The sequence below is a fragment of the Raineya sp. genome (assembly GCF_053497555.1).
In genome coordinates, this window is the sequence record NZ_JBRCWE010000101.1 from 32,782 (window position 1) to 40,611 (window position 7,830).

General features: G+C 37.8%; 5 protein-coding genes. 4 read left to right on the plus strand and 1 reads right to left on the minus strand.

Annotated elements, in window-relative coordinates:
- Positions 1–54 precede the first annotated feature (54 nt).
- The 4 genes from ACWITO_RS13015 to ACWITO_RS13030 all read left to right on the plus strand — a co-directional run bounded on the left by ACWITO_RS13015 (position 55) and on the right by ACWITO_RS13030 (position 7,157).
- On the plus strand, positions 55–3,900 hold the full coding sequence (locus ACWITO_RS13015) for a DUF7149 domain-containing protein (RefSeq protein ID WP_448530430.1): 3,846 nt from the start codon (positions 55–57) through the stop codon (positions 3,898–3,900).
- 10 nt (positions 3,901–3,910) lie between these two features.
- On the plus strand, positions 3,911–5,428 hold the full coding sequence (locus ACWITO_RS13020; protein WP_448530431.1) for a M28 family metallopeptidase: 1,518 nt from the start codon (positions 3,911–3,913) through the stop codon (positions 5,426–5,428).
- Between the two features lie 132 nt (positions 5,429–5,560).
- Positions 5,561–6,871, plus strand: coding sequence for a DUF349 domain-containing protein (locus ACWITO_RS13025; RefSeq protein WP_448530432.1), 1,311 nt, complete (start codon positions 5,561–5,563; stop codon positions 6,869–6,871).
- Positions 6,872–6,935: 64 nt separating this feature from the next.
- Positions 6,936–7,157, plus strand: coding sequence for a DUF2795 domain-containing protein (locus ACWITO_RS13030; RefSeq protein WP_101359004.1), 222 nt, complete (start codon positions 6,936–6,938; stop codon positions 7,155–7,157).
- A gap of 65 nt (positions 7,158–7,222) precedes the next feature.
- On the opposite strand, the gene ACWITO_RS13035 is transcribed toward ACWITO_RS13030, so the two are convergent.
- Complete coding sequence (locus tag ACWITO_RS13035; protein ID WP_448530433.1) at positions 7,223–7,528, minus strand: DUF3467 domain-containing protein; 306 nt, start codon at positions 7,526–7,528, stop codon at positions 7,223–7,225.
- Positions 7,529–7,830: the final 302 nt, after the last annotated feature.

The window sequence follows — 7,830 nt, forward strand, 5'->3', positions numbered from 1 at the left end:
CATAGACCCTGACTTCACCTACACTGACCCCCAAACAGGAGTTTTAAAGAGTTTATGGACGTAACCTTAAAAGAATTGAACCCAAGAAAAGCACTGAACAAAGCCTTCTTAAAAGTAAAACCTAACAGGACTGAAATTGAAGGTTTCAAGACCAATCTCATTACTTTACTCGACAGGATAAATGACACCGAAAGCGAAGAATTTCATAAAAACTTGGTTTCCGACTTTTTAAAGAAAACCTATTACGACCCAAACCATTTTATAAATACCAAAGGTCGAAACGACCTTGTTATTCATAACGGACAAAATGCAAACTCGACAGTTGGCGTAATTCTCGAAGCAAAAAAGCCGACCAACAAAGCCGAAATGCTCACCCGTGAAAACATCAATAAAAAAGCATTTCAGGAATTGGTGTTGTATTACTTACGTGAGAGAATTACGCACAAAAACCTTGAAGTAAAACATTTGGTGGCGACCAACATTAATGAATGGTTCATTTTTGACGCTACCCTATTCGACAGACTTTTTGCTCAAAACAAAAACCTTGTCAAACAATTCCAAGACTTTGAAGACGGACGATTGGCTGACACGAAAACCGATTTTTTCTACAAACAAATTGCCGAACCGTTTATTGACAGCATTACTTCTGAAATAGAGTTTACCTATTTCAACATTCAGGACTTTCAAAAACCATTACGCAATACCGACAAAACAGATGATAATTCGCTGATTGCCTTATTCAAATTGCTTTCTCCAGAGCATCTTTTAAAACTTCCTTTTGCTAATGACAGTAACAGCCTTGACAAACGTTTTTACAGCGAGTTGTTGCACATTATCGGCTTGACCGAAACCAAAGAAGGAAGCAAAAAGCTGATTGAGCGAAACAAAGCAGGTGAACGCCACACAGGAACAATCCTTGAAGATGCGATTATTCAACTTGACAGCTTAGATAAATTGAGCCGATTGGAAAAGCCAAACCAATTTGGTAACACACAACAGGAACGACTTTTTAATGTTGCCCTTGAACTTTCGATTACTTGGATAAATCGCATTTTGTTTTTGAAGTTGCTGGAAGCTCAACTTATCACTTACCACAAAGGCGACAAATCGTATTCGTTTCTTAACCTTGACAAAATCAAGAATTATGACGACCTGAACAGCTTGTTTTTTCAGGTGTTGGCTCGCAAGCATGACGAACGGAACGAAGATGTAAAAAAGGCTTTTAAGAAAGTTCCTTACCTCAATTCTTCACTTTTTGAACCGACCGAACTCGAACACGCTACTATCTTTATCAGCAACCTGAACGACAACAAAACCATTCCGATTTTTTCGCAAACCGTGCTGAAAGATGCGCAAGGCAAAAAACGGTCTGGAAATATCAATACGCTTCAATATTTGTTTGAGTTTTTAGATGCTTACGACTTTGGAGCCGAAGGCGGTGAAGAAATTCAGGAAGACAACAAAACGCTTATTAATGCTTCGGTTCTTGGGTTGATTTTCGAGAAAATAAACGGCTACAAAGACGGTTCGTTTTTTACTCCCGGTTTCATCACAATGTATATGTGCCGTGAAACCATACGCAGGGCAGTAGTGCAAAAGTTTAATGAAACCAAAAACTGGAATTGCCAAAACATAGATGAACTCTACGAAAAAATTGATTTTACCACTGTTGAAGGAAGAAAAGAAGCCAACAAAATTGTAAACAGCATCAAAATTTGCGACCCTGCCGTTGGTTCAGGACACTTTTTGGTTTCGGCACTCAATGAAATGATTGCCGTAAAAAACGACTTGAAAATTCTGCAAGACCGTGACGGAAAACGCCTGAAAGAATATCAGGTGGAAGTGGTGAATGATGAACTGATTGTAACAGACGAAAATGGAGAACTTTTTGAATACAATCCAAGCAACAAAGAAAGCCAACGCGTACAAGAAACACTATTCCATGAAAAACAAACCATTATTGAAAACTGCCTTTTCGGGGTGGACATCAATTCCAACTCGGTAAAAATTTGCCGTTTGCGTTTGTGGATTGAGCTTTTGAAAAATGCCTATTATAAAACCGATTCCGATTCCCACGATTTAAATCGTGGGCTAAATTCAAATCGTGGGCTATGGGAATTGGAGACGCTTCCGAATATTGACATCAATATCAAATGCGGAAACTCACTCGTGAGCCGTTTTGCATTAGACCAATCTATAACCCACGTTTTCAAACGTGAGAGCAAATGGAATATTGATACCTATAAAATGGCGGTGTCAACCTACCGAAACGCTGAAAGCAAAGAGCAGAAAAAAGAAATGGAACGACTGATTGCTGAAATAAAATCGGATTTCAGAAGTGAAATATCATTAAACGACCCAAAAGTAAAGAAACTGCGAAAACTTTCAGGCGAACTTTTCCAAATGACCAATCAAGGGCAACTTTTTGAAATGAGCAAAAAGGAAAAAGCCGATTGGAACAAGAAAGTAAAACAGCTGACAGAAGAAATCAAAAAATTGGAAGCCGAAATTGAAGAAATAAAATCCAACAAGATTTTTGAAAATGCTTTTGAATGGCGTTTTGAATTTCCCGAAGTGCTGAATGATGATGGTGATTTTGTGGGATTTGATGTGGTGATTGGAAATCCGCCATATATTCAACTGCAAGCCATGAAAGAATTTTCGGAACAAGTAAAAAGATTTGAATACAAAACCTATGAAAAAACAGGCGATATTTATACGCTTTTCTATGAAAAAGGTATTCAAATTCTTAAAAATGGTGGTTTTCTTGCTTACATTACCTCTAATAAATGGATGCGGGCAGGCTACGGCAAATCTACACGTGCCTTTTTTTGCCAACATAACCCCCTCAAACTCATTGACCTTGGCAGTGGCGTGTTCGAATCGGCTACTGTTGACACCAATATCCTACTTATCCAAAAAACTACCCAAAAACCTACCCATTACCACCTCCAAGCACTTGACCTCTCCAAAGAAAAAAACATTACTTCCTTTAATGCCTTTGCAGACCATTGGACTACCCTTACCCAACTCTCCGATGACGCTTGGACGATTGCTAATGAATTAGAACAACGCATCAAACAAAAAATTGAACAAAAAGGCACGCCCCTCAAAAATTGGGATATAAACATTTATCGTGGTATTTTAACAGGTTACAACGAGGCTTTTATTATTGATGGCAAAAAGAAAGACGAACTCATTGCCTTAGACCCCAAAAGTGCAGAAATTATCAAGCCCATTTTACGCGGCAGAGACATTAAACGCTACAAAGCCGAATTTGCCGATTTGTGGCTGATTGCTACTTTCCCTGCCTTAAAATTGAATATTGATGATTACCCTGCCGTAAAAGCATATTTACAAAGTTTTGGCAAACGCTTGCACCAAACAGGTGAGGAATTTATTGATGAAAATGGACAAAAAGCCAAAGCAAGAAAAAAAACAGGCAACAAATGGTTTGAAACACAAGACCAAATTGCCTACTACCCCGAATTTGAAAAGGAGAAGGTGGTGTATCCTGAAACTACTTTATGTTCCTCTTTTCATTACGATAATAAAAATTATTTTGTGGATAAAACAGCATTTATTTTGATTGGAAAAGACATTTTGTTTTTGACCTCTATCTTTAACTCAAAATTTTTTGAATGGTCATATAAATGCTTGTATTCTAGTGTAACACTAGGCGAAAAAGGATTTCAATTCAACAAACACGCTTTTGAACAATATCCCATACCGAAGTTAAGCGAAGAGGAACAGCAGCCCTTTGTGCAGTTGGTAGAGCAAATATTAGCATTAAAGGAACAAGGCAAAGACACAACCGATTTAGAAAATCAAATAGACCAATTGGTTTATCAGCTTTACGGCTTAACGGAAGAAGAAATAAAAATTATTGAGAACAACTAAAACGATAGAAATGCCAATACATCACATCTTCACATATTGCCAAGCAAAACTAACTGAAACACCTGCCAAAACTTGGCGACAGCGTATGTCTTTCCACCGAACAACAGACAAACAATTAGCACAAAAGAAAGAAAAGCAACATACAACAGCAGTTTGGCGTGATAGCAACAATTGCAGAACTTCGTATAATAGTTTTGTAGTAAGTATAAATGCAGTTCACCGCCTCAGTGTTTGGGCTAATAGTCCGCTACTCCGCATAAATATAAAAAGTTTCCACACTTTTTTTGCTTTCTCACTCGTTTTTTATTTTTTCACCACTTGGAGTTTTTCACAAGATTTAGACCGAGTTCGTAAAAACCTGCAAAAGCTCTGTTCCCCCGAATTTAATGGCAGAGGCTATGTGAAAAAAGGCGATTCGCTTGCCTCTGCTTGGATTGCCCAAGAATTTGAAAAAATTGGCTTGCTAAATTTTGAAAATTCTTATTTCCAAAATTTTAGTACAAGCATCAACACTTTTCCCAAAGAAATTCAGTGCAGTTTGGACGGAAGAAAATTAGTTTTAGGCAAAGATTTTATTATCGGTGCTGATAGCCCTTCGGCTTTTGGAAAAGCGGCAGTAGTTTTGCTGGATACCCTTCTTTTTTCGGACAAAGACCGCCGAAAAAAATTTTTTGAGCAAGATTTCCGAAAAAAAGCCTTGGTGTATCCTGTACGTTGGTCAAAAAAATTTGCCGAGCTGAGCCGTACTGAAATGGAAAAGTTAGAACAGGCAAGCGTATGGGTTTCTTTGCACCCCAAACTCACAGCAAGCGTTTCCGTATGGCAAGATAAACTGCCCGAAATTCAGATTTTGCAAAGCGTTTGGAAACCATCTTGCAAACAAATTAAGTTTCATATTCGCAACAAATTTATTGAAAAGTACAATACGAGTAATGTAATAGGCTATCTCAGAGGCACTACCCAGCCCGATAGCTTTTTGGTTTTCACGGCTCATTACGACCACTTGGGTAGTATGGGCAATATCTACTTTCCCGGTGCCAACGACAACGCCAGTGGCGTTACGATGCTTTTGGAGCTAGCTCATTATTACAAACAAAATCCTGCCAAATATTCGGTTGCTTTTATTGCTTTTGCCGCCGAAGAGGCGGGACTGATAGGCTCACAGTTTTATACTCAAAACCCTCTGTTTCCTTTGACTCAAATTAAAGTACTGCTCAATTTGGATTTGGTAGGCACAGGTGATGAAGGTATTACGATAGTGAATGGGGCTATTTTTGAAAAAGATTTTCAATTGTTTGAGAAAATCAATGAGAGCCAAAAATTATTGCCCAAAGTTGCCAAAAGAGGTAAAGCCGCCAATTCTGACCATTACTTTTTCTCAGAAAAAGGCGTAAAAGCCTTTTTTATTTACACTATGGGGGGCATCAAAGCATATCACGATATTGACGATAAGCCCGAAACATTACCCCTGACAAAGTATAAGGAACTTTTCAGGCTCATTACCGAGTACATCAAAGTATGTGAATAAATTTTTGCTTTTTTTGGAACGTTTTTTGAAAAAAATTGTTACCTTTGTTACCTAACCTAATAGCTTAAAACACTATTTTTCAACGCATAGCCTTATGTTTCTGATGTAAAGGCTATAAAAATTGAAACTGCTATGAACATTACCTACAATCACCCTTACGGCTATATTGCAGATGGCAAAGTTTTTTTGAAAGGCTATTTGAACTATCCTGATAGAGAAATTGGCGTAGTCAAAGAAACAGAGGAAAAATCCATTGAATATTTTGAAAAACGCTATGCCGAACTTTGTGAAAAAATCAATAAACTTGAACAAGATATTCATCAAGCCGAAAACAAAGGCTCTTATTTGATGAAATTGCTTCACCTTCGCGAATATACGCTACAATTCAAAGGGTTAGGTGATTTTCCCGTTTTACTCTCCCGATTAGATGAATTAGAAAAGTTTTTGCGTTCTCTGATAGAGCAGAACCGACAACGCAATTTGGATATTAAAAATCAAATTCTTGCCGATTTGGCTTTGCTCGTAGATGAAACCGACTGGAAAACCACCGATGCCAAAGTAGAGGAACTCAAACAACGATGGATTCGTACAGGGGCAGTGGAAGAATCGCAACAGGCAGAAATGGAAGAGCATTTCACTCGCCTCATCAAGGCGTATTATCAGCATAAAAAAGAACATTTCAAACGAAAAGCCGAAGAAGTCAAAAACAGACTCAATCAATACCGCTTGCTTGTGGATAAAGCCAGTATCCTCAAACTTTCTGATGACTTTGAAGCTACGGCTCTTGCTTTCAAAGAAATGCAACAACAATGGAAAACCATTGGCAAAGTACCTCAAAAGAAATTGGAAAAATATTGGGAACGCTTCAAAAAAATCAATAATGAATTTTTCCACCGATACAAGCAGTTCAAGGAAGGCGTGCCAGTGGAACAAATCAAGCCCTTAGACCCCTTGGAGCAGGCTCGTATCGTTCAGGAAAAACTTTGCAAACGTGCCGAAAGTCTAATTGGTGTAAATACCGAAGCAAGCGTAAATGAAGCCAAACAACTTCTTGTAGCTTGGAAAAACGAAGTCAATAACCCTCGCTATTTAGATAAAAACCTTGCCAATCGTTTTCGTTATGCTTGCGATAGAATTTTTGAAGAAAGCTACCTGATGAAAGTCGTAATGCGAAAGTACCCTGATTTCTATCAAAAACCCAAATTAGACCAGTTCCGCATAAAGACGAGTTTCTTACGAGAACTTATCCGTAAAGATGAGCAGGAAATTAACATAGCAGAAAGTAGTGAAAGCTACAAACCCGAACATAAAAGTTTCAATTTAGCCACACAAAAGCGAAAGGTTCAGGTGAAAAACATAATGCTTGAAGAGTTTGATAAAGAACTCAAAAAACTTTATACACCACCCAAAAATTTTCAGAAAAACTACGTTCCCAAAAAATAAAACCACAAATTTTTGTTTTTTGTACATTTTTGGTAAATTGTTGAACTATAAATTTTGATGCCTTATGTATTGGACTCTTGAATTAGCCTCGTATCTGGAAGATGCTCCTTGGCCTGCTACCAAAGATGAATTGATTGATTATGCGATTCGTTCAGGAGCACCTATGGAAGTAATTGAAAATTTACAAGAACTTGAAGATGATGGGCAACCCTACGAAAACATTGAAGAAATCTGGCCTGATTACCCAACCAAAGAAGATTTCTTTTTCAACGAAGACGAATATTAAAATGAAAAGCTAACCCAAATGGTTAGCTTTTTTGATTTTAACATCGTTGAATACAGGAAGGTAACTTATGCCTCTCCAATTTTTCCGAAAGGCAAGGTAATATTGCCGCCCCCTCTGATTTTACCGAAGTTGTTTTCGTATATCTCAATATTTTCTTTGAGAGCATTCAGGAAATTTTGAGCGTGTTCGGGGCTCATCACTATCCGTGAAACTACACGAGGTTTAGGTAAGCCGGGTAGTATCGTGATAAAATCAAATACAAACTCGGTTGGAGAATGAGAAATCATCACGAGATTAGAGTATGTTCCTTCGGCAAGTTCCGCAGGAAGTTCCACATCTATTTGCTGTTCGTTGGGGTTTTTCTTTGCCATAAATATATTTTTTGGGTAGTTATTTACGTTCAAAAAGCTCAAAGTTTGATGTTCAAGCCTTCAAGGAATTTGTCGCTGATTTTATGTGTCAGGTATTAAACCAACGTGAGTTACAAGACTAAAAATTTGATTATCAAGTTTTTATTTTTAACAACTTAAATCCCCCCTTATTTACCTCCCTGAAAACGAGGTGAGATAAATAAGCATAAAACTTTGATTTTCAGGTGTATAGCTCCCATCTCCTTTGGAGAGGGGCTGGGGGTGAGGTCAAAAAACACAATATTGCAAAAATAATCAAATTT

Bases quoted from the DNA above. Each gene is read 5' to 3' on its own strand.
- ACWITO_RS13015 (WP_448530430.1), top strand. From the start codon at position 55: ATGGACGTAACCTTAAAAGAATTGAACCCAAGAAAAGCACTGAACAAA.
- ACWITO_RS13020 (WP_448530431.1), top strand. From the start codon at position 3,911: ATGCCAATACATCACATCTTCACATATTGCCAAGCAAAACTAACTGAA.
- ACWITO_RS13025 (WP_448530432.1), top strand. From the start codon at position 5,561: ATGAACATTACCTACAATCACCCTTACGGCTATATTGCAGATGGCAAA.
- ACWITO_RS13030 (WP_101359004.1), top strand. From the start codon at position 6,936: ATGTATTGGACTCTTGAATTAGCCTCGTATCTGGAAGATGCTCCTTGG.
- ACWITO_RS13035 (WP_448530433.1), bottom strand. From the start codon at position 7,528: ATGGCAAAGAAAAACCCCAACGAACAGCAAATAGATGTGGAACTTCCT.